This is a genomic window from Shewanella sp. c952, assembly GCF_019654975.1.
Lineage (GTDB): Bacteria > Pseudomonadota > Gammaproteobacteria > Enterobacterales > Shewanellaceae > Shewanella.
This window is the reverse complement of the sequence record NZ_BPEW01000001.1, coordinates 32,462-59,408: the sequence shown is the minus strand read 5'-3', so window position 1 is coordinate 59,408 and position 26,947 is coordinate 32,462. Positions and strand designations below refer to the sequence as shown.

At 45.1% G+C, this 26,947-nt stretch carries 20 protein-coding genes and 1 tRNA gene; 10 read left to right on the top strand and 11 right to left on the bottom strand.

All coding sequences use genetic code 11. The features are described from left to right. Positions 1 to 17 precede the first annotated feature (17 nt). A tRNA-Sec gene (locus K5R16_RS00210) sits at positions 18 to 112 on the top strand. Here the strand turns inward: K5R16_RS00210 and selB are convergent. The 8 genes from selB to zntR all read right to left on the bottom strand — a co-directional run bounded on the left by selB (position 90) and on the right by zntR (position 11,761). Then, complete coding sequence (gene selB, locus K5R16_RS00205) at positions 90 to 1,997, bottom strand: selenocysteine-specific translation elongation factor (RefSeq protein ID WP_220735539.1); 1,908 nt, start codon at positions 1,995 to 1,997, stop codon at positions 90 to 92. The genes K5R16_RS00210 and selB overlap by 23 nt on opposite strands. Further along, the gene (selA, locus tag K5R16_RS00200; protein WP_220735538.1) at positions 1,994 to 3,421 is read right to left on the bottom strand and encodes an L-seryl-tRNA(Sec) selenium transferase; all 1,428 of its coding nucleotides are present in this window, start codon (positions 3,419 to 3,421) and stop codon (positions 1,994 to 1,996) included. Before selA ends, selB begins: the two co-directional genes overlap by 4 nt. A 97-nt stretch (positions 3,422 to 3,518) precedes the next feature. Then, a complete protein-coding gene (gene fdhE / locus K5R16_RS00195) occupies positions 3,519 to 4,463 on the bottom strand; it encodes a formate dehydrogenase accessory protein FdhE (RefSeq protein WP_220735537.1) in 945 nt (314 codons plus the stop codon). A 2-nt stretch (positions 4,464 to 4,465) separates the two neighbouring features. Beyond that, positions 4,466 to 5,110: a formate dehydrogenase subunit gamma gene (locus tag K5R16_RS00190; protein ID WP_220735536.1), complete on the bottom strand. Its 645-nt coding sequence runs from the start codon at positions 5,108 to 5,110 to the stop codon at positions 4,466 to 4,468. Between the two features lie 5 nt (positions 5,111 to 5,115). Further along, positions 5,116 to 6,021, bottom strand: a complete 906-nt coding sequence (fdxH, locus tag K5R16_RS00185) for a formate dehydrogenase subunit beta (protein WP_220735535.1) — start codon at positions 6,019 to 6,021, stop codon at positions 5,116 to 5,118. 2 nt (positions 6,022 to 6,023) lie between these two features. Then, on the bottom strand, positions 6,024 to 9,041 hold the full coding sequence (gene fdnG, locus K5R16_RS00180) for a formate dehydrogenase-N subunit alpha (RefSeq protein WP_220735534.1): 3,018 nt from the start codon (positions 9,039 to 9,041) through the stop codon (positions 6,024 to 6,026). An 885-nt stretch (positions 9,042 to 9,926) separates the two neighbouring features. Further along, positions 9,927 to 11,243, bottom strand: a complete 1,317-nt coding sequence (locus K5R16_RS00175) for an SO_0444 family Cu/Zn efflux transporter (protein WP_220735533.1) — start codon at positions 11,241 to 11,243, stop codon at positions 9,927 to 9,929. 2 nt (positions 11,244 to 11,245) lie between these two features. Next, positions 11,246 to 11,761, bottom strand: a complete 516-nt coding sequence (gene zntR / locus K5R16_RS00170) for a Zn(2+)-responsive transcriptional regulator (RefSeq protein ID WP_220735532.1) — start codon at positions 11,759 to 11,761, stop codon at positions 11,246 to 11,248. Positions 11,762 to 12,088: 327 nt separating this feature from the next. Between zntR and purH the strand changes: the two genes are divergently transcribed. The 4 genes from purH (at position 12,089) to K5R16_RS00150 (ending at position 19,147) form a co-directional block, all read left to right on the top strand. Continuing rightward, positions 12,089 to 13,678 (top strand): bifunctional phosphoribosylaminoimidazolecarboxamide formyltransferase/IMP cyclohydrolase, encoded by a 1,590-nt coding sequence (purH, locus tag K5R16_RS00165; protein WP_220735531.1) that lies wholly within the window; start codon positions 12,089 to 12,091, stop codon positions 13,676 to 13,678. Positions 13,679 to 13,881: 203 nt separating this feature from the next. Then, positions 13,882 to 15,183 carry a phosphoribosylamine--glycine ligase gene (purD, locus tag K5R16_RS00160; RefSeq protein ID WP_220735530.1) on the top strand — a complete coding sequence of 434 codons (1,302 nt, stop codon included), beginning with the start codon at positions 13,882 to 13,884 and terminating at the stop codon, positions 15,181 to 15,183. A 465-nt stretch (positions 15,184 to 15,648) separates the two neighbouring features. Next, positions 15,649 to 18,639, top strand: a complete 2,991-nt coding sequence (locus tag K5R16_RS00155) for a hypothetical protein (protein WP_220735529.1) — start codon at positions 15,649 to 15,651, stop codon at positions 18,637 to 18,639. Between the two features lie 289 nt (positions 18,640 to 18,928). Continuing rightward, positions 18,929 to 19,147 (top strand): hypothetical protein, encoded by a 219-nt coding sequence (locus K5R16_RS00150; protein ID WP_220735528.1) that lies wholly within the window; start codon positions 18,929 to 18,931, stop codon positions 19,145 to 19,147. An 11-nt stretch (positions 19,148 to 19,158) separates the two neighbouring features. Here the strand turns inward: K5R16_RS00150 and K5R16_RS00145 are convergent, their stop codons facing one another. Beyond that, positions 19,159 to 19,962 carry an SDR family oxidoreductase gene (locus K5R16_RS00145; RefSeq protein ID WP_220735527.1) on the bottom strand — a complete coding sequence of 268 codons (804 nt, stop codon included), beginning with the start codon at positions 19,960 to 19,962 and terminating at the stop codon, positions 19,159 to 19,161. Between the two features lie 199 nt (positions 19,963 to 20,161). On the opposite strand from K5R16_RS00145, the gene K5R16_RS00140 reads away from it, so the two are divergent. From K5R16_RS00140 to K5R16_RS00125, 4 genes are all read left to right on the top strand, one after another. Continuing rightward, positions 20,162 to 20,863 carry a spondin domain-containing protein gene (locus K5R16_RS00140; protein WP_220735526.1) on the top strand — a complete coding sequence of 234 codons (702 nt, stop codon included), beginning with the start codon at positions 20,162 to 20,164 and terminating at the stop codon, positions 20,861 to 20,863. Between the two features lie 10 nt (positions 20,864 to 20,873). Beyond that, entirely contained in the window at positions 20,874 to 21,605 is a 732-nt protein-coding gene (locus K5R16_RS00135; RefSeq protein WP_220735525.1) for a spondin domain-containing protein, read from the top strand. An 89-nt stretch (positions 21,606 to 21,694) separates the two neighbouring features. After that, positions 21,695 to 22,432 carry a response regulator transcription factor gene (locus K5R16_RS00130; protein ID WP_220735524.1) on the top strand — a complete coding sequence of 246 codons (738 nt, stop codon included), beginning with the start codon at positions 21,695 to 21,697 and terminating at the stop codon, positions 22,430 to 22,432. Positions 22,433 to 22,480: 48 nt separating this feature from the next. After that, entirely contained in the window at positions 22,481 to 24,025 is a 1,545-nt protein-coding gene (locus K5R16_RS00125; protein WP_220735523.1) for a HAMP domain-containing sensor histidine kinase, read from the top strand. A gap of 100 nt (positions 24,026 to 24,125) precedes the next feature. Here K5R16_RS00125 and K5R16_RS00120 read toward each other — a convergent pair whose 3' ends face one another. Then, positions 24,126 to 24,338 carry a hypothetical protein gene (locus K5R16_RS00120; protein ID WP_220735522.1) on the bottom strand — a complete coding sequence of 71 codons (213 nt, stop codon included), beginning with the start codon at positions 24,336 to 24,338 and terminating at the stop codon, positions 24,126 to 24,128. A gap of 485 nt (positions 24,339 to 24,823) precedes the next feature. After that, positions 24,824 to 25,888 carry a uroporphyrinogen decarboxylase gene (hemE, locus tag K5R16_RS00115; RefSeq protein ID WP_220735521.1) on the bottom strand — a complete coding sequence of 355 codons (1,065 nt, stop codon included), beginning with the start codon at positions 25,886 to 25,888 and terminating at the stop codon, positions 24,824 to 24,826. Between the two features lie 525 nt (positions 25,889 to 26,413). On the opposite strand from hemE, the gene rsd reads away from it, so the two are divergent. Then, complete coding sequence (gene rsd, locus K5R16_RS00110) at positions 26,414 to 26,881, top strand: sigma D regulator (RefSeq protein WP_220735520.1); 468 nt, start codon at positions 26,414 to 26,416, stop codon at positions 26,879 to 26,881. Positions 26,882 to 26,947: the final 66 nt, after the last annotated feature.

Sequence of the window (26,947 nt, the reverse complement as noted above, 5' to 3'; positions counted from 1 at the left end):
ATTCTTGCAAGTGTTAAGGAAGAACGTCGTTTCCGGTGAAACGTCTGGATTTCAAATCCAGGTAGGGCTGCCAGCAGTCCTGGGTAGGTTCAACTCCTATGTTCTTCCGCCAAATCACTTAATATAAAATTACTGCTATCTCTTATGACTCTAGAATTATCCTTCTTCTTCCTCCAAGTTAATCCACTGCGGTCATAAAACTCGAGAAGTTGAATACTCGCCTTTCGGCCTAATTTAGTAATGGAATTAAAGTCGGCTGTTTTTATCTCTCCATGTGCATTAATCTGTTCGCGTATGACATTGGCGTAGAAATAGAGACTTTCAGTTAATACATAACGATCTTTAATAATCGCGGAGATGTAACCCAATTGAATCAGCTTGCGGCAAAGCTGACGCACGATCCTCAAGTCCACGTTATGCCATTTAGCCAGCTCTGATGACCACAACGGCCCTCTTTCCACTAGCATCTGCTGCTTAATTAACATCCATAGCTGTTGCTCATTATCTGATAACGTTAAGTTATGCAGCGGCCGATGAAACAAGCCTCTAGTGCAGTGCAGGCGCTTTTGCTCACATAAGTTATCGCTAACATAAACTAAAATGGGGAGCGGATATTGTCCGTGGGTCATGCGCTGCAAGCGATTGAGCGTCAGCCCTAATAGCTCTGGTGAGGCTTGATGATAATCACTAACTAGTCCCAGTAGCTGAACTTCGATTTGTGTATTTAGCGACTTTGATAGCAAATAACCGCCAGCTTCAATCACCTCATTATCGAGCAGTACAGCATCATTTAATTGGCTCAACTGATTGGCCCACATGAAAGCAGACTTTTGCAGGCAATGTTCGGCAGTTTGAGCTTTTAAGCTCGCGTTGAGCGTGGTGCACTGCCTTAACGTGTTTAAAAATCTCAATCGTTCTGGGCTGCGCTTGCCTCGCTTAAGCGGCGTAATATCGAGCACTCGCATTGCGCCAAGTGTAGTCTTGGCTGCTGCATCGCGAATAATGATCTTCTCTTGCTCTACACAAGCGAATGGATGCTCGCACTGAAGTTCTATTAATGCTTGGTTAGCAGACAGTGTTTGCAATAAACCAAGTCGCGCAGTGGTATGGCTATTACCGAGGTGAATTTGCACGCTTTGCCAATGTTTGAATGGCAAATGACTATCGAGTACGCCACAGATAACGTTAGCGGGCTCCAGTGGGGATAAGGCCGTTAGCCAGTCACCGCGTTGAGCACCACGATGTTGATTAACCCCTGTTAGGTTGAGCGCAACGCGTTGACCACTTTGGCCATGATTGCTCACTTTCCCTTGGCTATGAAGTGTTCGAACCTTAACAGCCTTGCTTTGCCCTGAAAGATAGAGGCTTTGGCCTTCATTGACCTTACCGCTGATTACAGTGCCAGTGGCCACCAGCCCTGATCCTTTAACCGTAAAAACCCTATCGATAGCCATGCGAAAACTTGTTTGCTGCTGTCGTTGCTTAACGAGCTGCACTTCAGTTAGCGCCAGCTGCTTAATGGCCTTGCTTAGTTCAGGGATCCCGCAGCCTGTTAGTGCCGATACGACATAGATGGGACTTTGTTTTCCGTAGTGCTGTAATAGCGATGCCACCTGAAGCTTAACCGCTGCTATGCGAGCGTCATCAACGTTGTCTTTTTTCGTTAGTACGACAACTAAATGCTCAAGATCCAGCAGCTGTAAAATAGCGAGATGCTCTGTTGTTTGTGGCATGATGCCGTCATCACAGGCGATAATAAGTAAGGCGTGTTTGGCGCTGCTAACCCCAGCCAACATGGTATTGATGAACTTTGTATGCCCCGGCACATCAACAAAAGCCAAGCGTTGACCATCTGCCACATCCATAAAGGCATAACCCAGTTCAATCGTCATACCCCGCAGCTTTTCTTCGGGTAACCTATCGGCGTCAGTGCCCGTTATCGCTTCAATCAATCGAGTTTTACCATGGTCGACATGACCAGCGGTCACGATGATCATAATGTTTGCCCGACTTGTCTCAGCGCACTAATCAATTCTTTTTCTTGCTCAGCTCCACGAAGATCTAACCAGTATTGATTATTACTGATCCGCCCTATTATCGGCCTAACTTGCTGCTTAAACTTTTGTTCCAGTTGATGGATCCGGTATCCAGTCTTAGCGGTTGGAGTGAAGGTCAACGCCAATGACTCAATAAGAGTTTCAGGCTGGGAACCACTGCCAACCTGAGTTTCGCAGGCTGTAATAGCTAAGGTGAAATATGGGGAAAAAGATTCAGGCAGTTCAGCCATCATCTGCTGGCTCAGTTGCGCTAATTCAGTCAATGAACGAGACATTTTTCTCAGCATTGGCAGCTGTTGATTTAGCCTCTTAGGGTTACGATAAAGCAACAGTGTTGCTTCAAGAGCTGCCAACGTCATTTTGTCGCAACGTAATGCGCGCTTTAACGGATGTTGCTGCAGTTTCTTAACTAAAGAGCTATCGCCAACAATCAGTCCAGCTTGTGGCCCTCCCAGTAATTTATCTCCAGAAAAACTAACAAGGTTGACGCCGTCACTGAGCATTTTTTGCGGTGTAGGTTCAGCCCCAAGGCCAAACTGACTAAGATCGGTTAAGGCTCCGCTTCCCAGATCCGAAATCAATGGCAGTTGGTGCTGCTGACACAATACGGCCAAGCTCTTTTCATCAACCGCGCAGGTAAAACCTTGAATATGGTAGTTACTGGTGTGGACTTTCATGATGGCAGCAGTATTTTCGGTGATCGCTGCTTCGTAATCGCGTAAGTGCGTGCGGTTAGTACTGCCCACTTCAACGAGCGTACAACCAGCTTGGCGCATGATATCGGGAATACGAAAGGCGCCGCCTATTTCAACCAGCTCACCACGAGACACAATGACTTCTTTACCTGCTGCAACACTCGACAGCATCAACAGCACCGCTGCTGCATTGTTATTCACCAGACAGCAACTCTCTGAACCCGTTAGCTGTTGTAATATTTTACCTATCGCTTGATCGCGATGGCCTCGTTTACCCGCCTCAAGTTCAAACTCCAACGGTGTCGGGTAGCGCATCACCTTTGTCACTGCGGTGATTGCTGCTTCGCTCAGCTGTGAACGCCCAAGGTTTGTGTGCAGTATAGTGCCTGTGAGGTTCCATACCGAAGGTAAGCTATGACGTTGACTATTCAGCAATTCATCGGTTAATGCTTGTATCAGTAACTCTGGTGTAGCACAAAATTCAGGAAGTCGACTCTGCTGGCCAATGTGCTCTCTTGCTTGATTAAGTAAGTTGCTCAATTGGGTTTTCACCCAAGTATCGCCGTACTCTTGTTTTAGGGTAACGACCTCTTTATGTAACAACATAGCGTCCATTGCGGGCAGTGAGCGATAAAGTGCGGCTGTAGTGGCGATTGCTTGGGTCATCAATTAATATCTATACATTTCGATTCAGCGGTTGCTGAATATTGTGAATAAATGCCAAGACGACAGTCTCTATTAACGGGAGTCTGTCGCCTTGACGGGACTAGCTTTGCTGTTCGTGAGCCAGCAATAACGGATTAACCGTCGTGGCTTGATAGCCTTGCTTTACCACATATTGATCCATTATCAGCGAGGCTAAATCGTCCACTACAACCTCAAGTCCGGAGTCAATGTCAGTAAACAACATCTTGGTGTACCCCTTACATGTGTCGCAGCTTTCAATTCTCACTGCAGCCTTGGTATCAGTTTCAGCCCAAAGCAAAACCCCTTTATCTTCACCACAGCTTGTGCACTCCGCGCGGATTTGATGCCACTCGGTTTCACATAAGCTGCAGTGTAGATAACGCAAGCCTGCACGTGGCTGTTCTTTGATAACGCTAGCCACTGGATGGCTACCGCAAACCGGACATAAAGTTTTGTGGCTCTCTCCTTTGGTCGCTATTGCCGCCGCAACATCCGTTGCCCAATGAGACCAATAGACCGACAGTGCAGCCCAAATAAATAGCGTGTACTTAGCCGGAACTTCAGTAAAGTGACCAAGCAACATCGCTCGGGCAAATTGTTGTAAAGTCACTGATTCAGTAGTCGCTAACGCTCTTAATACTGTACAAAGCTCTGGCGCATTTTCGGCAGTGGGCTGAGTTGAGGACAAAAGATCACTAACAAGCTCCAGCAATACTGACTGCCAATAAGTTCCCCACTCAAAATGCCCTTCGGCCATAGGTTGACTTAAGGTGAGATCAAACGTTGGCTTGAGGCCAAAGCAGCTTTTTATGGCCAGGCTATCGGTCTCAAAAGCAAGTCGGGCTTGAGCGCTAACCAGCTTTTCCAACAGATTAAAATAATCAGGTAAACCTGACTCTTCCGCCAGTGCTGCCAACCTTGCCGCACGTTGTTGGTAGACCACTTTAGGATCTGCTGGGATCAAGGTCTTAATCTCCAACTTTTGAGCTGGGATTTTTTCAGCATCGAGTATTACTGTGCTCATAATTAGTGTTTTTCCTGCTTCATAGTCTTTAGTTTTGGATCATTAAGCATGTTGGGGTGGTGCTTCTTACACCAAGCTCGAGAGACGGAGCCATACAACATGCCAGCGACAGAACCTTCTACCCAAGTTGCCATCCAGAAATGCACAATGACAAAGATCAACATGATCACTGCACATATCGCATGTAGCAGAATGGCCCACTCAATTGCCGAGGAGGCAAAATATGGCGCAAAGTAGGGCTGCCACATCATGATGCCTGTCACCGTCAGTACGACAGAGGTCACCACAAACGTACGAAACAATACTTTTTGACCCGGATTGTAATGACCGATGGCGGGGATTTTGTCCTCGTTTTCAAACATCACATCCTTGATAGCAAGCATCCACTTCAAGTCATTCTTTTCCCACTTGTTGTGGTGGTAGTAACGCACGAGGATCAACATCAATGGCAGGCACATCATCAAGCCCGCTATCGGATGAACAAAGCGCGCCATTTGCGGCGTACCCGCAATAGCCCCCAACCATTGAAACGACGGGAAAAAAAACCCGAAACCAGTGAGAAAAGTCACCAAACCTACTGCCACTACAAACCAGTGACAGATCCGATCGAACAACTTATGGCGCAAAATCATATTCTGCTTATGCATGAGCGTTACTCCTTATCTGACTTGATTGAGTGAGAGTGGTCAAAAGCGGCTGGTTCATCCTCTTCAACAAGATTACGACCCACAGTGATGCGATGCAGACATGCCACCGCAACGGTGGCGATTATTCCTGCCGCTCCTAGAGGCTTAACCAGATCTTGCCATAGTTTGATCGGTAAACTGGTCTTGGGATCAGCCGGTAAACCATAGCTTTGAGGATCATCAATATCGTGCAGGATCATCATCATACCGGTTCCACCCACACCTTGTGGGTTGTACAAACCAGCCTTAGAGAAACCCTTTTCATGCAGTTGCTTAATGCGTAAATCTGCAATGAAAAGCATGTCTTCACGGGTACCAAACTTGAGAGCCCCCGTAGTACACGACTTAACACATGATGGCTCCTGGCCCACTTGTAGCCGATCTGAACACATGGTGCATTTGTAGGCTTTTTGGTCCACTGTATCGAGCTTAGGCACGTCAAATGGACACGCTGTAACGCAATAACCACAACCAATACATTTGTCAGAGTCAAAATCCACAATACCGTTGGCATGTTGAACAATGGCGTCTTTGGTAGAACAAGCAGTTAAACAAGCGGGATCATCGCAATGCATACAGGCCGTATGGGTAAATTGCCAACGCAGCTTGTCCTTCTCGTCTGTGACTTCGTTAAACTTCATCAAAGTCCAACACTCAGAAGAGAGATCCGCTGGGTTTTGATAACTCCCCGTAAACTCACCGATTGGCGCACGCAGGTCATTCCATTCTGAACAGGAGACCTGACAAGCCTTACAGCCATTACATTTGGTAGCATCGAATAGCTTGGCCACTTTACTAAGTTTTTTTCTAACCTGCGCCGCAGGGGCCAGCTTAGAGGTGCCTGAGCTTAAAATAATATCTTGAGCAGACATAATTAGATCCCCTCCACCTTAGTCACATTGACCAAGAATGCCTTAAATTCAGGCACTTGAGTATTTGCATCACCCACTTCAGTGGTCAGAATGTTACAACTGCTACTCTTACGCGTTAGCGCGTTATAACCACCATGACGTGGTAAGCCCACGGTATGTACTAGCTGTCCATGAACTTTGAGTGGTTGCAGACGTTTAGTCACTAATGCCTTGGTTTTCAGCTCGCCACGTTTAGAGCTAACACTGACCCAATCACCACTATTAATGCCTTTGGCAGCCGCTAATACTTCATCTATCTCAACAAAAGTTTCTGGCATAGAGATAGCTGCTAGACGGCAATGTGCAGTCCAGAAGTTAAAGTGCTCGGTCACACAGTAAGTAGTACACACATAGGGAAACTTCTTATGCGAACCTAATGTTTCTGCAACACCATCTAACATGCGTACTGCAGGATTACTGACCACTTTAGGGTGCAATGGATTGGTGCCTATCGGCGACTCCATTGGCTCGTAATGCTCAGGGAAAGGCCCTTCCGCCAAGTGTTTAAGCGCGAAGAAACGACCTGCGCCTTCTGGTTGCATAATGAATGGATGAGCTGACTCTTGTGGCGTCAGTTTCATATTAAAGTCACCCTGATCGATGCCATGCCATTTATCATGTTTCCACTCGACGATGGTGCGCTTTGGATCCCAAGGCTTACCGTTAACGTCACAAGATGCACGGTTATAAAGCACACGGCGGTTTGATGGCCATGAGAATGCCCATCCAGGGGTGATACCTTTACCTGACGGATCAGAGTTATCACGTCGGGCCATCAGATTGCCCTTTTCAGTCCAAGAACCGGAGTAGATCCAACAGCCACAGGCCGTGCTACCGTCATCTTTTAGCTGACTGAAACTGTCTAGCTGTTTGCCCGTTTTCAGATCAATACCGTTAAGCTCTTTTGCCACCTCAGAACCATGTGGGAAATGAGGGTCGTGATAACCCCAATTTGACGCTTGGATCGGTTCTGGCAATACTCCGCCTTCCTCTTTATAAAGCTCACGGAGTTTCATCAATATGCCAGACAATATCTCGGCATCTGGCTTAGATTCACCCGGCGCATTCGCACCTTTCCAATGCCACTGCATCCAGCGACCCGAGTTAACAATACAGCCCTCTTCTTCAGCAAATAGCGTCGTTGGTAGACGGAATACTTGAGTCTGGATCTTGCTTGAGTCGACACGATTAAACTCGTCGTCATTTCTCCAGAAAACAGAGGTTTCGGTCGCTAACGGATCCATAACCACCATAAACTTCAGCTTGCTAAATGCCGCTAATGTTTTATTACGGTTAGGCATAGAGTTAATTGCGTTAACTCCCTGAATGAAATAACCGTTAACCTCGCCGTGGTACATCATGTCAATGTGCTTAGTGAAGTCGTACTGTAGATCCCATTTAGGTAACCAGTCATAACCGAAGCTATTTTCTGCAGTGGCGTTCTCTCCCCAAAAGCTCTTCATCTGGGAGATAAAAAACTTAGGATAATTCGACCAATAGTTGGTCTGGCCCGGACGTAATGCTTTTGGAGTATGGTGCTCTAGATACGTCTGTAGATCGGTATCCTTATCACTTGGCAGCTTCAAATAACCAGGTAAAGCCTGACACAGCAGTCCCATATCTGTAGCGCCTTGCACATTTGAGTGACCACGAAGTGCATTAACACCACCGCCTAATACGCCAATATTACCCAGCAATAGTTGCACCATAGCCATAGAGCGGATGTTCTGCGCTCCCTTGGTGTGGTGAGTCCAACCTAAGGCATACATGAAGGTTGCTGCTTTATCATGGGTATAAGTACTGCCGATTAGCGCACAAACTTTTTCATAATCTTCAACTGGTGTACCAGTAATATTGCTAACAGTGTCAAAGTCGTATCGTTCGACATGTTGCTTCAACAGGTTCCATACGCAACGCGGATGTGCAAAACTTTCATCAACTTTTGCATAGCCATCTTCATCGAGATCGTAGTACCAAGTCTCTTTGTCATAGCTGCGGCTTTTCTCATCAAAGCCACTAAACAGACCATCACTAAATTCAAAATCCTCTCGAACGATGTACGAAGCATTGGTATACGCTTTCACATACTCGTAGTTAACTTGCTTTGTCTCAATCAAGTATCGGCTAAGGCCTAAAAGGAAGGCGATGTCAGTGCCGCTGCGCAATGGTGCGTAGCAATCTGATAATGCAGCACTTCGATTATAACGAGGATCAACAACAACCAGCTTGGCATTGTTGTGTTCCATGGCTTCAGTTACCCAACCAAAACCGACAGGGTGTGCTTCGGCGGCATTGCCACCCATGATCACAACGACATTGGAGTTCTTAATATCGATCCAGTGGTTGGTCATGGCACCGCGCCCAAATGTTGGAGCAAGACTTGCTACCGTTGGGGAGTGTCAGTTACGCGCAATAGTGTCAATGGCAACAAGGCCAAGAGAACGAGCAAATTTATGAGTAATAAATGCGCCTTCGTTAGGCTGTGCAGATGAGGTCATCATCCCAGTACTTAGCCAACGATTTACCGTTGTTCCATCGCTATTTTTTTCAATTAAATTAGCATCTCGGTCTTCTTTCATCAGCCGAGCAATGCGGCCAAAGGCCTCGTGCCAGCTGATCCGTTTCCATTCATTGGTTCCAGGTTCACGAACCTCCGGGAAGTGATTACGGTTTGGACTATTTACGTAATCCACTAAACCGGCGCCTTTAGGACAAAGTGAGCCGCGGTTTACAGGGTGGTCCGCATCACCTTCGATGTGGAAAATAGATTTCTCGGCATTCTTACCGTTACTGCCATGGCTATACATCAACAAGCCACAACCCACTGAGCAATAACAGCAGTTATTGCGGGTCTCTTTCGCCCTTAGTAGCTTAAACTCACGAACCGCAGCAAGCGCTTCACTTGGCATAAGCCCAAGTGCAGTGATCGCCGAAGTTGCGGTACTACTGGCGCACAGTTTAAAAAACTGACGTCTGTTCATATTACCCTCACACAATTAGGATTTTCCACTCTGACCGACTATCTCATCTCGGTACTTAAGTTGGATTTTGACGTTAACTGTTCTCTAAAAATCAAACTAAACAAAGACTAATTAACGAAAAACAATTATCCCCAAAGCAACCAATACGAACAATTAATAACGAACAACCAAGATCACATAAAGCAACCAACAAACATTAAACCCAAAAAACATGGAATCTAAAGATTAAAAAACCAATAAAACGAGATATAGAGGTTAATATCAGAGCAAACAACCACGAAATGCAGAACGCAACCTAAAAGGACAAATAGTCTCAACTGAAATACAAAATGTCTCACTTTTAAGCGCAACTAAAAGAGTAAGCAATGCCATATAAATAACCTTACTTTGCCACAAAAGAGCCTGATAGCGCGCTTTGCTGCGAATAGGAACCAGCTAAAGGTATTTATCAATTCGTAATTAAAGAGAAGTTATTTTTTTTGTGAGAGCGATTAACTAAAACCGAGACAATATGGCGCATCAAAGAGGTTGCAGTCGTCGTCATAAATGCAGGTTTAGGTGGAAATAGACAGAAATTGCCGTTGCTATTGATTGTACTTTAAATGGCCTTAGCAGCAGTACGAAGGGCATTTATCGAGGAACATGCTGCACAAAACACTATGTTTAGCCGTAAATGATTCAAAATGGACATAGTCGTCGAACATCATATTGCTCGCTTATAACCCATTACTATGCGCATTTTGTAGATAGGTTAGCAGCAAGCAAAGCTAATAACCATCGCAAGACACCTTAGTTCGCCCTCTCAACACATCACAATGTCAACCATCAGAGAACAAAAAAGGCACTCAATGAGTGCCTTTAGTTCTTATCGCTAATACTGCTTGATTACGAGCAGCAATCTCTGCGCCACCAGTTCTTAGGTAACATATCTAAAAAGACTTTGGACATCAATATCGCCAGCACGATACCAGAAGTGTAAACAATGGCTGCAGGCAATAAGTTATGCTGCTCACCAATCTGTGGCATGACCACAAAGCCAAAAGTGTCGACCAGATAGTTAACCAAGACGCCAGAAACTAACGCGACACCTAGTACGCCGCCTAAATAGCCAAACAACGCACGTTTACCTAACTCTTTAGTCACCACACCTAAGGTTGCAATATTCGTCGCAGGACCTGCCAACATAAACACCAATACCGCTCCAGGTGAAACACCAGCTAATAACAAGCCAGCTGCAATAGGCGTTGATGCTGTAGCGCAGATATACATGGGCACAGAGATCAGCACCATCACTAACATCGCTAAAATACCATCGCCCCATTTAGCCATAAAGTCACCTGGAACATACGTTGTGACTAGTGCAGCAAAGAACAAACCAATTAATAACCAAACGGTGGTATCGCGTACTAAATCAGTGGCAGCAAAATGCAGTCCCTTACCGATACGGCTAATAACTGATGTGCCTTTAAGCTCTGTTGCAATATCTTTAGTCGACTCACAGCAACTCTCAGCTTCAGCAGCATCTGAACTCTTTGAGCTACAACAAGATGCACTCTCAGCTTTAACGGCTACTTTCTCACTGCTGCAACAAGTTGACTTTTTAGGCTCTGTCACTGGCGACAAATTTAGCGGAGCGGCATTAGCTGGCTGGCTCATAACACGGTCCTGAGCCAGTGGCTTCATGCTTACACTTGCTTTCTTTTCACTGGCACAACAACTGCTAGTCGCAACTTTCGGTTCCGCTTTTTTGCTACTACAACAAGATGAGCTGGCAGCTTTCTCGGTATCAGTAACCGGCTTAACATCATCGTCATCACGGCCAACAAGTAGACCGGCAACGATTGCACTGATAACCGCAGCGATAGGTCTAACAATCGCCATAAATGGGCCAAGTAGTACATACGAAACTGTCACTGAATCAACCCCGGTTTCAGGTGTCGACACTAAAAACGACGTGGTCGCCGCTTTTGATGCGCCGCTGCGGCGCAGTCCTACAGCAGCTGGAATAACGCCACAAGAACATAATGGCAACGGCGCACCGAGTACTGCCGCTTTGACCGTGGTTTTAAAACCATGGCCACCCAGTTGCTTTTGCATCCATGCCATCGGCACGAACATTTTGAGCATTCCGGCTAGAAATAGACCGAGTAACAACCAAGGGGCTGAATCAAGGAATAGGTCGATAAAGTTTGCAAATAACATAACTATTTCTCTTTTGAATTCTTACTAACGGCTTTGTTTTGACAATTTTTAGTAAATTGCACATCGTCATGATTATGGCCATGCTCATGTGAATCACCTTCACAGCGAATATTTTCGGTACTTGATTCTAGCGCCTCTAATATCGAGCAATGCTCTGCGCTTTCTGGCCCGCCGCAGCACGCTTGGGATAACCTTTGTAGCGACAGTTGAAAATGATTAAGCTCAGCAATTTTAGCTTCAACGTTGGCTAGCTTGTCATCCACCAGGCCTTTAACATCGGCACAAGCCCAATTAGACTTATCCAGCTCAATTGACAACAGTTCGATGATCTCAGCGAGGGTAAAACCGACCGCTTTAGCTCGCAAAATAAAGCGTAAGCGCTCTGCATCTACTTCGGTATAGATCCGATAACCCGACTCGGTTCTCGAGGAGGGCGATAACAGTCCATGTTTTTCATAGAACCTTAACGTATCCGTTTTGACCTCACACAACTGTGCTAGCTCACCAATTCGATACATCACTTTCCCCTTGTATAAAGCATTTACATTGCCAAATATCATCGTACAGATACTTTTCAATCAACCAAGTATAAACCTTGGAGTTGTATCCAAGGTCAAGGCTTATTCTGGCTAAAAAGTTAGATCAAAGCTTGTTCTGTTTACCGTATTGTGAAATCGCGCAGAAAAAAACACCGCCAAGGGTAAAATTACGGTAAAATACGCGCGCCGTGACGGGAGAGTATAAATAGCGAGGGACTTTTGGAAAGCAGTGTAGAGGTAAGCAAGCCTAGTACTGTTCTGTTTTCCGAAAGATCCTTAAAATAACTACTGGACCCTGTACCTACAATGAATAATGCCAGACCTATTCGTCGCGCGCTGTTAAGCGTTTCAGATAAAACCGGAATCTTAGAGTTTGCACAAGCGCTGCATGCTCAAGGTGTTGAGCTACTATCTACTGGTGGCACCGCCCGCCTGTTGGCAGATAATGGTGTGCCTGTCATTGAAGTATCGGATTACACTGGTCACCCAGAAATCATGGATGGCCGTGTAAAAACTTTGCACCCTAAAGTGCATGGTGGCATTTTGGCGCGTCGCGGTATTGATGAGCTCGTTATGGAGCAAAACAACATCAATCCAATCGATTTGGTTGCCGTTAACCTGTACCCGTTTGCAGAAACTGTTGCTAAAGAAGGTTGCACCTTAGCGGACGCTGTCGAGAACATCGATATTGGCGGCCCGACCATGGTTCGCTCTACCGCAAAAAATCACAAAGATACCACTATCATTGTTAATGCTAGCGACTACGGCCGCGTAATTGCTGAGATGCAAGCAAACGAAGGTAGCACCACACTGGAAACACGTTTCGATCTTGCGATTGCTGCTTTTGAACACACAGCAGCATACGATGGAATGATCGCCAACTACTTCGGTACTAAAGTACCCGCTCACAGTAAAGATGAGTGCCATGAAGACTCTAAATTCCCACGCACATACAACACTCAGCTAGTTAAGAAGCAAGACTTACGCTATGGCGAAAACAGCCATCAAACAGCTGCTTTTTACGTTGATACTCACTTAGATGAAGCCTCTGTTGCCACTGCAGTTCAGCTGCAAGGTAAGGCACTTTCTTACAATAATATTGCTGATACCGATTCAGCACTTGAGTGTGTTAAAGAGTTTGACCAGCCAGCATGTGTCATCGTTAAGCACGCTAACCCATGTGGTGTCGCGATTGGTGACAACCTACTTGAAGCTTATAACCGCGCATTTCAAACTGATCCAACATCAGCGTTTGGTGGCATCATCGCCTTTAACGGCGAATTAGATGCAGCCACTGCAGCAGCCATTGTGGAGCGTCAGTTTGTTGAAGTGATTATCGCACCATCGGTTAGCCAAGCAGCCCGTGATGTTGTTGCGGCAAAAGCCAACGTACGTTTGCTTGAATGCGGCCAATGGGCAAGCAAGACCACTAGCCTAGATTACAAACGCGTTAATGGCGGCTTATTGCTGCAAGATCGTGACCAAGGCATGGTTGCTATTGATGACGTTAAAGTCGTTTCTAAGCGTCAGCCAACAGCTGCTGAAATGAAAGATCTAATGTTCTGCTGGAAAGTGGCGAAGTTTGTAAAATCAAACGCTATCGTTTACGCCAAGAACAGCATGACTATTGGTGTTGGCGCAGGCCAAATGAGCCGTGTATATAGTGCTAAAGTTGCGGGAATTAAAGCCGCTGATGAAGGTCTAGTGGTTCAAGACTCTGTTATGGCATCTGATGCCTTCTTCCCATTCCGCGACGGTATTGATGCCGCTGCAGAAGCGGGAATTAGCTGTATCATTCAGCCAGGTGGTTCTATTCGTGATGAAGAGATTATCGCAGCAGCAGATGAGCACGGCATGGCAATGGTATTTACCGGCATGCGTCACTTCCGTCATTAATTTATAAAGGCTCTAGTTTCTATATATTGGTCTCTAAATATTGGTTGCTAGAGTTTCTAAAAATTGATTTTTAACGTTTAGAGCAAGCCATTTTTTCTATGTCAAAGAAAGCACCCGCAGATTCTTGCTGGTAAAAAATGCCAATATGTGAGCATGCTTGATGCAGAGATAGGAAAAATGGCGCAGCTATAAAAGGTAAAGATATGAGAGTATTAATTATTGGTGGCGGCGGTCGCGAACATGCATTGGCATGGAAAGCGGCACAATCGACGCAAGTTGAAACCGTCTTTGTTGCACCCGGTAATGCTGGTACAGCTTTAGAGCCAAAGCTAGAAAACGTAGCGATCAATGTTGAAGAGATCTCTGCGCTGGTGGCTTTTGCTACCGAGCAAAAAGTTGCTATTACGATAGTTGGCCCAGAAGTACCACTAGCATTGGGTGTGGTTGATGCCTTTAATGAAGCGGGACTGCCAATATTTGGCCCAACCCAAGGCGCTGCGCAGTTAGAATCTTCAAAAGCTTTCACGAAGGACTTTTTAGCGCGTCACAATATTCCTACCGCTGCTTACTCAAATTTTACTGAGATTGAGCCCGCTAAAGCTTACGTTACTGAAATGACGGCTACAACTGGTTTTCCTATTGTCATTAAAGCCGACGGCTTAGCGGCAGGAAAGGGCGTCATCATTGCGGCTGACCAAGCAGAAGCTGATGCAGCTATCGAAGATATGCTAGCGGGTAACCTATTCGGTGAAGCTGGTTCTCGCGTAGTCGTTGAAGAGTTTTTAAAAGGCGAAGAAGCTAGCTTTATCGTTATGGTTGATGGCAAGAACATTCTGGCGATGGCCAGCAGCCAAGATCATAAAGCACGTGATAATGGCGATCATGGTCCTAATACTGGCGGCATGGGTGCATATTCACCAGCACCTGTCGTTACCCAAGCCGTTCACGATTGGACTATTGCTAATGTTATTCGTCCAACTGTTGATGGCATGGCCGCTGAAGGCAATGTCTATACAGGCTTCCTTTATGCGGGCCTAATGATCTCTCCAGATGGCAGTGCAAAAGTGCTTGAGTACAACTGCCGCTTTGGCGATCCAGAAACTCAACCTATCATGATGCGTCTTAAATCTGATCTGGTTGAGCTTTGCTTAGCATCAACCCGTGGTGAACTTGACCAGGTGACTGCTGAGTTTGATTCCCGAGCAGCTGTTGGAGTGGTATTAGCCGCAGGTGGATACCCAAATGCATATCGCAAACATGATGTGATTGAAGGTCTAGATCTTGGTAATAACAATGCCAAGGTATTTCATGCTGGTACCAGCATGAAAGATGACCATGTAGTGACTAATGGCGGACGTGTGCTTTGCGCAACGGCACTAGGAAATAGTGTGACAGAAGCTCAAGCATCAGCTTATCAATTAGTAGATGCTATCCATTGGGATGATGTCTACTTTAGAACTGACATCGCATACAGAGCAATTGCTCGTGAAAACGGTGAAGGTTAAAGGCTAATCTACTAAAAGCTATTGGAATGACGACTGTTTTAGCTAAACAGCCATTGCCTACCGTGTAATATGTGCTCGTGAAAACGGCGAAGGTTAAATATCCCCCCCGTTAACGAGACAAAAGCTAGCTTAAAAGCCCTGTTCACTCAGGGCTTTTTTATGTCTTTCATCTAATGACTCATGCGCTAAAACATAAGAAACCAAAAATGAGAGATAGATCGCACTTTATTTTAAATGCAAATTACCTGCATAAAAGCCCTTTCACATTATGGGGATATTTAGCGCTTTTTGGTATCTTTCAACCACTAAGCTAAAACATTGTTTTTATTTGCAACTTATATATCGCATATAAAATTTCCAACCAGGTAACTTCAATTAATTAGCAGTAAATAACAACTCTACACCCAATTGCAGCATATTTACCACATCTGTATACTCCCGCTTAAATTTTAAGCTGGAGGCATTATGAAGTACCTAAGTCTGTTATTGCTGTTCTTACTTACCGCATGTGGAGGTGGAGAGTCTGATTCAACAGAACCAAAGAAAGAACCTCACCCAATATTGAAAGCGGCTGATATCAAACAGCAGTTTTCACCAAACATCGCTATCACCCCAAATATTGAGGGCACATTAGACAGCATCAGTTATCGGCTAGCTGATAGCGCGACAGATGACGTGGTACAGATCTCAGCAGATAAGCGGAGCCTGACAATACTAAATTCGGGTCGCACCGAACTCATCGCAACCGATCCCGGTAACGAGCAATACCTCTCAGCTAGCACCCACTTCACCGTCACTATCGAAAAAGCCCCCCGCCTCCCTCTTGTTACCAATGATCTCAGCCTCTCCTATCAAGAAGCTGCACGCCATCAAGCTAGCGTTAGCGGGGCCATTGGCGAGCTCGAATATGAGCTCGCCTCAGATCAGAGCGATCAGGTCGTGCTGATTGAACGTGGCGGAGAGTTCCTTGTTTTGGGCAGCGGCAGTGTACTTATTGATGTCACTGATGATGGTGGTCGCAACTATCAAGCTGATACCCAGCAATTTACGATCACGATAGAAACGGCTCAAACCGAGTTTGCTCAATTCAGTGATGTAATAGATAAACCTTTTCTATTAGGGGCAGAGCTGCTCCCCGTGTACACCGGAACGCCAACACAAAGCATTAACTATGCTCTAGTCGATGGCGCGAATACAGATGTAGTACAGATAGATGAAGCCAGCGGTGAGATGCTTGTCATTGGGGCTGGCGAAACTGAGGTTCAAGTAATACAAAATACCCCACAGCATCACGACATAGTTGCGCCTCAAATATTTAAAGTGCAGATCAAGCGTGCGAAAAACCTTGCATTGCAAGCCGCAGATCTTACGACCACTTATGATGAAGGTGCCCAACAAACGATTCAGGTAATCGGCTCTAAAGGAAAACTCTCTTTTAGTCTCTCTGAGAACGCCCCCTCCCAAGTCATCGATATCATTGATGCAGAGACAGGCCTTTTTAGCTTTACCGGAATTGGAAAAACACAAGTAACCATTAGCGACACAGGTAACAAAAACTATCTACCTGAGAGTCTCTCAATCAATGTTGAGGTCATACGGATCGATTCTGACTCTTTAGACAGTTTAGATATTCAGACCCGCTATCAAGAGAACCAAATCATTCAGCCTCAAGTGATAGGTGGCCATGGACAACTAGCCTATGCCTTGGCCAATGACAGCCCAACAGATGTCATTGCGATTGATGCAGAAACTGGCGTGATGATTGTGTTAAAACCTGGCATGGTGGAAGTCATCGTCAGCGATAATGGTGGTGCGTTTTGGGCTAGCCAGCAGAAGAAATTCACCGTCACCATTGATAAACAAACCAACAACGAGCTGATTTTAACCAACACCCGCATCGACTATGCAGAGAATGCAGTCTTCAGGCCTATTGTGTTAAATAGCAAAGGTGATCTGCGCTTTAGCATCGATGATGGTGACGCAGTACTCAAGCAAGATGCCGAGACAGGTGTGATTAGGATAATCGGCGCAGGTCGAGGCTGGTTAACAGCGGTTGATTCGGGAAATGACTATTTCGCTCCTGTTAAAGAGCGGTTTTATGTCGATGTCTCTCCCCTGCATGGCACACTAGCTATTACCCCGGTTCGTACCAGCTACTCAGCAGCAAGAACCCTCGACATCCCTATCTCTGGTAGTATCAGCGAGCTTGAGTGGCAATTTAAACATGGGCAAAATGATGTCATTACCATTAATGAGGCCGCACGAACATTCACGATTAACAATGCGGGCTCTGCAAGCTACATAGTGACAGACAAAGGCGATGCTGGGCATGTTTCCCAAAAGGCTGAATTTACGGTTGTTATCGATAAAGCCGCGGAAAATACCGAGCTTGAACTTTCAACTGCACTGCTCAATACACAGTTTGCCGATGGAGCGACACTTGCTTCTCCAACGATAACCGGGCGAGGAGTAGACAGTGAAATTAGCTATTACAGCGACCTACAAACCAGCCACATTGCCAGCATAAATCCAGTAAGCGGTATGCTAAGCATTTATGGAGCCGGTCTTACGCAAATTAACGTGGTAGAGCAAAGTAGGAACTTCGAACGTACCGTGCGTCAGTTCAATGTGAATATTGAAAAGGCCAAGCATCCCGGTCTAGCCTTAGAGACCAATATTCAAAATGTCGTGTTTTACCCTGACCGTGTTATTAAGGCTCCAGCTACAAGGAATCAGTTCGGTAAGCTGAGCTATGAGCTTGAAACTGTCGTCTCTCCAGAGCTTGCCGAGTTAGCGCCCAATGGTGAGATAACGATACACACCTACCCTAAGTCTCGAGAGAATAACTACTTCGGTATCGTTGTAACCGACGACGGTGGACAAAATTATCAGTCATCATCGGCTACCTATAAACTGTTTATCTCAGAAATCGAGACGGGGTTAGGTGAAGAAGCCAGTGTCGATTTCAATGGTTCTGACCAGCAAATAGTCTCTCCTGTTGAGATCGCCGCCAATGACGTTTCCTACTTCACTGCCTTTGGTGCTAGAGGCGAATTAGCCAATCAACCCAGCGATGAGCATAGCGGTGGCTACTCAACCGTGGTCGCTCAAGTCTGTAAAGATCCTATCAATATGAAGGATTGCACCTTAGTCACGTTAAGGCTGCAAAAAACCAGTCGTTGTAATGATGGTAGTCAAGTCGCCTTACCTATCAGCTCTAAAACTATCCATACCTGCCCGGGATTGAGCCAACCTATTAGCTCTGAGGTGACGGTTAGCCTCAACAAAGAAGATGCTTTTAATGCTTGGTTCACGGAGTCTGGTCGCTACCAGACAAGCTCACCAATTGTGCTGGTGCATTTTGCCAAGCCCTATCGTAGCGGAGGAGTCATTGAAGCTGGAGATATTCAAGCTAGGGCTTGGTGGCTGATCAACCTTGATTTAACCAACCACTAGTTCATGGACAAGCCCAGTTCTCGCTGGGCTTTTTTATTTGTGTTCAGCAAAGCAGATATGCAGATATCTAAACCCTAGAAAACATTTGCCATTGGAGATGGTCCATTACGCTGTTGCTAGCATATCTCAGCCACAACATATGCTCCAATCCTATCGACTTCCTAAATCCTAGATCTATAAATCAGCATTTTTGTGATCTCGCTAACAAAAAGTTCTACACTCAAAGCGCAATATGTTTATTCTAAATACAGACTTAAGAAACATATTAATCACTATATAGGGGTAAATTATGAAATATTCACTAGGAGATCTTGTCTATCAGGGCGAAACATCTGGCGTACATAACTGGGACACCTTAGCCGGCACTTCATTTTACTGGCACCCAGATTGGCTGCATATTGCTGAGAATATGACCGGCCATACTCCCGCTATCCCGATGGAACCATCAGATAACAAACCAACTAAAGACGATGCTGCCGCCGCCATTGTTAAACACTTAAATAAATAAAGACAGTGTTGCTACCGGCCTGATGCAATGGCTTTTTTCGCTATTTTGTCTATCAGGCCTGGGGCAATGATCTTAAAGAATCGCCCTACTCGACCTCTAAATGAGGTGATCAGTAACCGTTTTCGCTGTGCAATCGCTGGCAACATAAGCTCAGCACACTTTTCAGCAGTCATGATTTTAGACTCTTGCATGGGTGTTTCACCGAGTGGCTTGCCTTGAGCATCCAATGCTCGTTTGTGAGTTTGTGTAACCACAAAGTCAGGACAAATCACCGTCACAGCCACATTATCATCGCTAAGCTCAATACGTAACGAATCAAATAAACCTATCAGTGCATGTTTTGAGGCAGCGTAACCTGAGCGTGTCGGCACTCCCGTCATCCCCGTTATTGAAGCAACAGCAACAATCTGGCCTTGGCTCTTTTTTAAATGAGGAATAGCGGCCTGCGATAGGTAAGCAGGACCAAGGTAATTCACTTGCATGATCTGCGACAGGACGCTTAAATCTTCAAGTTCATCAAAACGCGACCACATGGTCATGCCTGCATTGTTGACCAAAATATCTAGCTTATCGAACTGCTCGATACAGGCTGTAATCACCTGACGGCAATGCGATGAATCGGATAGATCTGCGACTTGAATGAACGCTTCTGAACCGAGCGCCCTTACCTCTTGCTGCAATGAAGCTAAGCGGGATTCATTACGGGCAGTAAGCAGCAACCGACAGCCAAGCGGAGATAATGCTAACGTGAGCGCTCGACCGATCCCTTCCGATGCACCTGTAACAATAATGACCTTGTCCTGAAAATAATCCATTTTTACAGCTTCCTTATTAGTTTTTCCCGTTGATACTCGGCAATATCAAAAATAGTCTCCTATGCAACTACATATAAAATATATGCTTTTTCATTAAATATCATAGAACCTGCAATTGTTATACTTTTGTGATTATTTGGCGATAATCAGGTGAGATCCGTTTGTCATGCTTAATCTATACAGTCAAAGGAGATAAATCATGAACATAAATAAACTCACTAAAGCCCTTTTCATTACTAGCCTTATGAGCCTACCGGCATCTGCAGCAGAGCTTGAAATCAGTGTTACTAACTTAACCCATGGTAACTACTTTACACCGATACTGATTGCAGCACACGATATGGATAGCCATCTATTCCAGGCCGGTGAAATGGCAACGCCTGCACTACAGAAAATGGCAGAAGGTGGCGATATCGACGATTTGAATGCAGCTGTAACTGGTGCTGGCGGAGTGACCGTGACTAACCCAGCGATGGGGCTACTTGCACCAAGCGCGAAGGTAGACAGCATCATGCTAGATTCTGGCGACATGACTCACCTTTCAATAACCGCCATGGTGTTACCTACCAATGATGCCTTTGTTGGTTTAGACGCTTGGAAAATCCCAACCGAAGCCGGCAGCTACACCTTTACGCTCAACGCTTACGATGCTGGCACCGAAGCCAATGACGAGATAATCAATGGTGGCGGTGCATCTGGTACTCCAGGGATCCCAGCGGCACCAGGTGGTGATGGCGGCATGAATGGTACTGGCATAATGGATAGCAGCAACAACGAAAAAGTACATATTCATCCAGGCGTGTTAGGTGATACCGATATGAATGGCGGCACAAGTGACTTAGATAGCCGAGTACATCGCTGGTTGAATCCTGTAGCTCGAGTGACTGTCATCGTGAAGTAGGAGAGAAGCCATGAACTATCCAATAAATAATTTCAAACGTAATGCGATAGCTTTAGTCGCTTTTGCGGCTATCGGATTAGCAGGTTGTTCCGATAACGACGATAACACACCGGCACCAGTTGCCCCGCCTGTGGTTGCGCCAGTGATGCAGGACTACAGCGTTACCGTGACTAACCTAACAGCTAATCAACCTATGTCTCCTATCGCAGTCGTTGCCCATACCAATGACAGCACGCTCTGGAGCACAGGTATGCCTGCCAGTGTTGCTTTAGAAACACTAGCAGAGTCTGGCGACAGCAGTACTTTAACTGACGAGACTGGAGTCAATGAGCTAATAAGCGGTGCAGGTATTTTGGTTCCAGGTGGTACTGAAACTATTTCAGTCAGTCTTGAACAAGCCGATGTCGCCGATTTATCAGTAGTGACTATGTTAGTTAATACCAATGATGCATTTACCGGTACCACAGGGTTTGATTTAACGGCTTTAGCTGTGGATGAGAGCAGTACATTACGTGTTATTGCCTATGACGCTGGTACAGAAGCAAACTCGGAAGCTAAAGGCACAATTCCAGGCCCCGCTGATGGTGGTGAAGGCTTTAATGCTGCACGTGATGATAATGACAAAGTTCACGCTCATCCCGGTGTGATTAGTATGGATGATGGCTTGATGGACTCAGTGTTATCCGCTTCTCATCGATTCGATAACCCAGTCCTGTTAATCAAGATAACTCGCACTAAATAGTGTGAATTTGAAATTGATTAAAAATTTATCGAAATAAAAGTTCTTAAAGGTGGGTCTTGTTAAAAAGGGACCGCCTTTGGGAGCTAGGCATGAACGGATCGAGTAGCAATATTTCCTCAGTTTCAAATAAGACCATATTATTGATTGAAGATGAGCAAGACCTAGCCAAGCTAGTCATGCTTAACTTGAAAAGCATGAACTATGCGGTTATTCACTGTGTGACATTGCAACAAGCTAGCCAAGTGATAGCCACAAAAAAGATAGATCTTATCCTTATGGACAGGATGCTACCTGATGGGGATGGAATCACTCTTTGTCAGCAGATCCGCCAAGACGGTAATGAGCTACCTTGCATGTTATTGACTGCGAAAGATTCAGAAGCTGATATTGTCTTAGGGCTTGAATCTGGTGCAGATGATTATTTGGTTAAACCCTTTAGCGTGTTAGAGCTAAGGGCCCGAGTGAAAGCGTTATTAAGACGTGGAACACAGTTAGCCCATCAAGATGAATCGTTGGAGTTCAACGGTATTAGCATTAACTGTAATACCCGTGAAGTCATCGCATTTAACGAAACTTTAGAGCTTACAGCCAGAGAATTTGATCTACTGCTCTATTTAGCTCAACACCCAAAGCAAGTGTTTAGCCGCATGCAACTTTTAGAAGCGGTATGGGGTTACTCCTATTCCGGCTATGAACACACAGTGAATAGTCATATCAACCGCCTGCGTAATAAGTTAGCTCGCAGCTCATACACCACAGATTTAGTCAAAACAGTCTGGGGCGTGGGTTACAAATTCGCCCCACCAGCGAGTCAGGCCGCTTCTTAAGCTGGGCATGATTGCTAAATAATTGCGAGCTAAGCAGGAGACCACAATATGAGAAGTTTGTTTAGCCGTATATTACTCGCGGCGACCTTAGTGATTTTTATTCTTTTCATCGCTCTATGGCAATGGTTGCAGTTTAGCCAAGAGTTTAGCCGCAATCAGATCCAGCAATCACTTCATCGCGAACTTGCCGAACATATGGCACATATTAACCCGCTACTCTCTAAAGGCATCACCTCTGATGCAGCATTAAAAGAAGCATTTCATGATTTCATGCTGCTAGGCCCAAGCTTTGAAATTTATACCTTAGATAATCAAGGACAAGTTATTGCCTATGATGCTAAAGAGGAAAAAATCAAACAGCATAGGGTTGATACCAACACCATTGAGCAGTTTATTCAAGGCGTTAACTTACCGATATTAGGTACCGATCCACGCTCAGAGCAGAAAGATAAAATCTTCTCAGCCGCAAAACTGCTTACACCGAGCGGACAGCAAACAGGCTATCTCTACGTCATCATTGGCGGGGAAGACTTTGACAGTTGGCAGACCATTGTCAGTGATCACCAGGCGCCACAATTTTGGACCACTGCCATTTTGATAGCCATTGGCTTTGCGATCATTTTGTTTATCCTGCTACTTAAACTGTTTACGGCACCGCTAAGTCGACTAGAAAATGATCTGCGTTTAGTCGCTGCCCAGCAGCTAAACTCCGGAGTCACACTGCCGGGACAATATACAGGTAGCAGCGAAATCAACCAGCTCAGTAAGCATATCAATACCCTGCTTCAAGCGTTGAGTTTGCAACATCAAGCAATTAATAGGCAGCAAGAGGAGCGGCACGAATTTATGCTGCACTTGTCCCATGACTTAAAAACACCACTCACCTCTTTACAGGGCTATATCGATACTTGGTTATTGCTGCCGCCCCATGAGCGTAGCAGTGACTTAATTGAGATAGCCGCTAATTCAAGTCAACACTTACAACAATTACTAGGGCAAATGCTCGAACTCGCGGCACTAGAAAATGGTCAGGTGAAACCGCAGTGGCAGGAAATACAACTTCAAGAGGTGCTAGATGAATTGCAGCAAACGTTCGATCCACGCGCCAATGGAAAAAGGATCATATTGGACTTTGAAGACACACTAAGTCTTTATATAAATACCGATAGGCAGCTGCTACTACGCATCCTCAATAATCTGGTCGATAATGCGATACGCTACACGCCAGAACAAGGCGTTATTAGTATCAAGACGATAGCGGATAAATCCAGCGGAACAACCTGGTTGCAGGTCAGTGATAATGGCTCTGGAATGCACAAACATGAACTAGCAGCGCTTAAACAGATGACTCAAAAACCTATGGCTATGACAGCCAAGCAAAGTGCGTTGCCGCAACTGGGTGTTGGACTCGCAATTGTCAGGCAATTACTGGCCATTTTAAAGTGTGATATTCAAATTGACAGCCAGCCCGGTAAAGGCAGTCGCTTTAGAATTGAGTTACAGATTCGACCACTGCTAATTGATGAGCAAGGCAGTGCCGACAAGCCACTCAGTGCTGAAGATGGTTTTGAAAATAGCGTCCATCAGGGATAGTTCATCGACACAAACAAAACAGCCGACTGCAGATAGCGTCGGCTGTTTAAATCTTAGCGCGTAAATGTAAAGCTAACACTAAGCGGTATTATAGATCCTGCTAAAATACACCTTTAAATACTTTTCTTAGCTTAGGGAAAGCAAGACTAATAAACACACCAAACAAACTCATCCACATCAATATCACCAATACCGCAGTCATATAGATACCCATTTCAGTGTCAGCATTAGCAACATAAAAGTAGTGGGTGCCCTGTAGCAAACCAATAAAAATAGCTAAACAGATAGCACTAAAAAGAATAGGTAATTTCATAAATCTCGCCTCTTAACTGTAGGTCTGTAATTGATGGATTAATAATACCAGTTGCATTAAGTATTTGGCCAGTTCAGAGCCCCTCAATCTTTTCAATTCAAAGCGCATTGGTAAAGAAATGGTTATTCCCTTTTAAGCCAATGCAAAGCAGAATTGGAAAGACTGAGGGCCTCACGTAGTGCGGGTTTTAAAACGCTGTATGCTTCGCTATGGGGTTTGGATATAGAATAACTATTAGCTCAAATCCCACTACTTGCCTACAGCGTTTTGAATTCCCGCTGAATGGTCAAACTTTTAATGCAATTGGTATAAAACACTGCTATCGCGATTTGAAACTAGTAGCTATAGCCAATCGCGATACTTGCTAGCTTTATGATGTTCTTGGTTTAATCTAATGCATTTGGGCGAAGCTTAATAGTACTCAACCAATTTTTGGCAATAAAAAAGCGAGCCATTGGCTCGCTTTAATCATCACAACAAGTAGATTACTTGTGGTACTTACCTGATAACTCATGCACTGAGTTGATAAATGAACCAGCATGCTCTGGGTCTACATGTTGGTGGATACCATGGCCCAAGTTGAATACATGACCAGTACCTTCACCGTAAGAAGATAGGATTTGATCAACTTCTTGATGAATACGCTCTGGAGATGCGTAAAGTACAGATGGGTCCATGTTACCTTGTAGTGCAACTTTGTTACCTACACGGCGACGTGCATCACCAATATCTACAGTCCAATCTAGACCTAGTGCGTCACAGCCAGTTTCAGCCATAGACTCAAGCCATAGTCCGCCACCTTTAGTGAATAAAGTAACTGGTACTTGGCGACCGTCAGCATGGCGAGTTAGGCCATCAACGATTTTCTGCATGTAACGTAGCGAGAATTCACGGTATGCGTGGTGAGATAGCGCGCCACCCCATGAATCGAAAATCATTAAAGATTGTGCACCGTTAGCAACCTGAGCGTTCAGGTATAAGATAACTGAGTCAGCTAGCTTGTCTAACAACATGTGCAACGTTGCTGGCTCTTCGTAAGCCATCTTCTTAATCTTTTCAAATGTCTTGCTTGAACCGCCTTCAACCATGTAAGTCGCTAGAGTCCAAGGTGAACCAGAGAAGCCAATTAATGGTACTTCACCTTTAAGCTCACGACGAATAGTGCTAACAGCACGCATTACGTAACCAAGCTCATCTTCTGGATCTGGGATACATAGCTTCTTGATTGAATCGATAGTGTCTGTTGGACGCTGGAAACGTGGGCCTTCGCCTGTTTCAAAGTACAGACCTAGTCCCATTGCATCTGGAACCGTAAGAATATCAGAGAATAAAATCGCAGCATCTAGGTCATAACGACGTAGTGGCTGCAAAGTAACTTCACAAGCCAAGTCTTGGTTTTTACAAAGCGACATGAAATCACCGGCTTCTGCACGGGTTGCTTTGTACTCTGGAAGATAACGACCAGCTTGACGCATCATCCAGACAGGAGTTCTGTCGACAGGCTGTTTTAATAACGCACGTAAATAACGATCATTCTTTAATTCTGCCATTTGGCTTGATTCCTAAACTTATATTGATATCCGCTTGGGTCAGTAGTTTAGCATTTACGTTAGTAAAGTAACCTCTATCGGTGAAATTATGTGACCAGTAACTCGACAAATAGTCGCAACTAGGACGCAGTTAACATATTTATATTGCTAACAGTCTTATTTCTAAGCCGTTAATGTTAGATCTCATATATTTAATAACTGCGATCTGTAACCATAACTTGACTTAACCTAGGCTGTACAACTCTCAATGTGACAGAAAAAAGTTGCACCTACTGGTCAGCTTTGGTATAAAAAGTCTGCGCTAGCAAGAACAATCAAGAAGCTCGTCGCATCGAGCCCGCAAAACTTTACTCGCCCAGCGATAGAATTCTATCGCTGGGCTTTTTCTTTTTTGGCTTTCTCACTTACGTCAGCCAGCTGGTATGTCCATTTAATATTTAGTCATAAATCGTCCGAAAATAGTTGATCAAAGCTGCCGTTCTCCCTACATTAGAAGTTAGGGATAGTTTCATAACGGGAAAGATCATGCTAAGAAAGTTAGAAAAAGCCGAACAAAAATGGGGCGGTTCAAATACTCTTATAGATCAATGGCTAAACAATCGCCGTAACCTATTGATTAACTATTGCCAGATTGCCGGCATTCCACCTTATGAAGTGACCGAAAATTCATTGCCTGCCTTTGATTCCGTTAAAGCCTTTTGTGATCAATTAATGGACTATGTTTCAGAAGGACATTTCGAGATCTATAACCAAGTGGTTACCGCCTGCGAGAAAAATGGCAGCTCAAGTCAGGAGCTGGCGCAGCAGTTAGTGCCGCAGATCAGCGAAACCACAGATACCGCACTCGATTTCAATGACAAGTATACTGAAGCGGAAGATGAAAAAGTGCTGTTCCATCTCGATAAAGATCTGTCATCTTTGGGTCATGCAATGGAAACACGCTTTGCGTTAGAAGATAAGTTACTGGAAGTGCTACACACTAAACATTCATAGTCAGTACTCGAGATTGCTCTTAGCAAGATGATCGCCTAAATCCCGAAGGTGTAATCGTCTGTCATC

What these genes read in the sequence shown, in the direction of transcription:
- selB (WP_220735539.1), bottom strand. Translation starts at nt 1,997, where the DNA reads ATGATCATCGTGACCGCTGGTCATGTCGACCATGGTAAAACTCGATTG.
- fdhE (WP_220735537.1), bottom strand. Translation starts at nt 4,463, where the DNA reads ATGAGCACAGTAATACTCGATGCTGAAAAAATCCCAGCTCAAAAGTTG.
- K5R16_RS00190 (WP_220735536.1), bottom strand. Translation starts at nt 5,110, where the DNA reads ATGCATAAGCAGAATATGATTTTGCGCCATAAGTTGTTCGATCGGATC.
- fdxH (WP_220735535.1), bottom strand. Translation starts at nt 6,021, where the DNA reads ATGTCTGCTCAAGATATTATTTTAAGCTCAGGCACCTCTAAGCTGGCC.
- K5R16_RS00175 (WP_220735533.1), bottom strand. Translation starts at nt 11,243, where the DNA reads ATGTTATTTGCAAACTTTATCGACCTATTCCTTGATTCAGCCCCTTGG.
- zntR (WP_220735532.1), bottom strand. Translation starts at nt 11,761, where the DNA reads ATGTATCGAATTGGTGAGCTAGCACAGTTGTGTGAGGTCAAAACGGAT.
- purH (WP_220735531.1), top strand. Translation starts at nt 12,089, where the DNA reads ATGAATAATGCCAGACCTATTCGTCGCGCGCTGTTAAGCGTTTCAGAT.
- purD (WP_220735530.1), top strand. Translation starts at nt 13,882, where the DNA reads ATGAGAGTATTAATTATTGGTGGCGGCGGTCGCGAACATGCATTGGCA.
- K5R16_RS00155 (WP_220735529.1), top strand. Translation starts at nt 15,649, where the DNA reads ATGAAGTACCTAAGTCTGTTATTGCTGTTCTTACTTACCGCATGTGGA.
- K5R16_RS00150 (WP_220735528.1), top strand. Translation starts at nt 18,929, where the DNA reads ATGAAATATTCACTAGGAGATCTTGTCTATCAGGGCGAAACATCTGGC.
- K5R16_RS00145 (WP_220735527.1), bottom strand. Translation starts at nt 19,962, where the DNA reads ATGGATTATTTTCAGGACAAGGTCATTATTGTTACAGGTGCATCGGAA.
- K5R16_RS00140 (WP_220735526.1), top strand. Translation starts at nt 20,162, where the DNA reads ATGAACATAAATAAACTCACTAAAGCCCTTTTCATTACTAGCCTTATG.
- K5R16_RS00135 (WP_220735525.1), top strand. Translation starts at nt 20,874, where the DNA reads ATGAACTATCCAATAAATAATTTCAAACGTAATGCGATAGCTTTAGTC.
- K5R16_RS00130 (WP_220735524.1), top strand. Translation starts at nt 21,695, where the DNA reads ATGAACGGATCGAGTAGCAATATTTCCTCAGTTTCAAATAAGACCATA.
- K5R16_RS00125 (WP_220735523.1), top strand. Translation starts at nt 22,481, where the DNA reads ATGAGAAGTTTGTTTAGCCGTATATTACTCGCGGCGACCTTAGTGATT.
- K5R16_RS00120 (WP_220735522.1), bottom strand. Translation starts at nt 24,338, where the DNA reads ATGAAATTACCTATTCTTTTTAGTGCTATCTGTTTAGCTATTTTTATT.
- hemE (WP_220735521.1), bottom strand. Translation starts at nt 25,888, where the DNA reads ATGGCAGAATTAAAGAATGATCGTTATTTACGTGCGTTATTAAAACAG.
- rsd (WP_220735520.1), top strand. Translation starts at nt 26,414, where the DNA reads ATGCTAAGAAAGTTAGAAAAAGCCGAACAAAAATGGGGCGGTTCAAAT.